This is a genomic window from Pseudoalteromonas sp. G5_S1_14_S5 (genome assembly GCF_054968605.1).
Window position 1 is genome coordinate 1 of sequence record NZ_JBQKUM010000184.1, and the last position, 1,163, is coordinate 1,163.

The window sequence follows — 1,163 nt, forward strand, 5'->3', positions numbered from 1 at the left end:
CGAGCGTATTGACCAACGATATACTGTTTGGCGCCGCTTGTACCAGCGGCGTTTCAACGGTTCTAGACACCAATACCTTGCTGCTAGCATCAAGGTAGCTGATGGACACGCGCAATACAAAGCCCACATCATTGCTGGTTGGGGTGTAAGCGCCATCAATAGAGAGTAGCGTTAGGGTGCCATCCACTTCGACCCTTGACCATTGGTGAATACGAGAGTCATAACTGGTGCTCGCTGACGAGATAAGCTGTGAGTCAACCTGATAAGAGACACGTTCAATAGGATTATTCAGCGTATTGTACGCAATATCGTAATCGGTACTTAGAGCCAATGCAGTGACCGCAATTGTTTCGTCACTGTACAACGTAGCGAATGGATTACCAGATTCGGTCAGATTGACAACAAACCGATATTGTTCATCCGCCACGAGTAAGCTTAACGGAGTAAAAGATGACGGTGTACTCACCGTGACCCAAGAAGAGTTATTATTGGTACTCTGCCAAGCATAGTTGGCCGTAAACTGTGGATACTTCGCTAGTAACTGATCTTTCACCACACTTAACGCATTTTTATTAAGTACTTCTATCGTATCTTGTTCACTCAATACGGGTCGTTCATAACTCAATATCGGCTTTATCAGCCCAGGTTCAATCGGTTCGCTAAGCACGATGGTTTTCGCTAATTCCATGCCAGCTTCACTGTAGCGCAATTCTAAAAGAAGATACTTTCCTGCTTGCCCAAGCAAGCTTTCATTATTGAGAGGTTGTGCTAGCGCAGTCCAGGTTTCTTTTGCATCGCGTTGCGTTGGTGTATCGAGTAGATACCAATTCGCATCAATATTGGCACTGTTGCCCGAGTCTGTTGAGCCATTTCGTAACAATTGTGCTGTATACGTCGGCGTTACACCTTCAATTAATGGTGATGTCGCAATATCTCCTTGGATCATCAAGCGGTCATTCGTGCTAGTCTCTGCCACAAGACCTGCCGATAATGCACGGGCACTCAAACCCGAGCCGCCAGTATCGGTCACGATAACCCCTAAATAGTACCCTTGGTCATCGGCGGTAACTGTGTAGTCATTCGCCGTTGCGCCAGTAATTTCAGCATTCGCAGGCCATGCGTCACGACTTCCGGCGGCGCCAGGCAAGCGATACCATTGATAG

Annotated in this window: 1 protein-coding gene; it reads right to left on the reverse strand. The window is 47.3% G+C overall.

Going from position 1 to position 1,163, the window contains the following annotated elements; genetic code table 11:
• Nucleotides 1-1,163, reverse strand: a 1,163-nt coding sequence (locus tag ACTRWI_RS22450; protein ID WP_499133906.1) for a hypothetical protein, incomplete at both ends; no start/stop codon positions are given.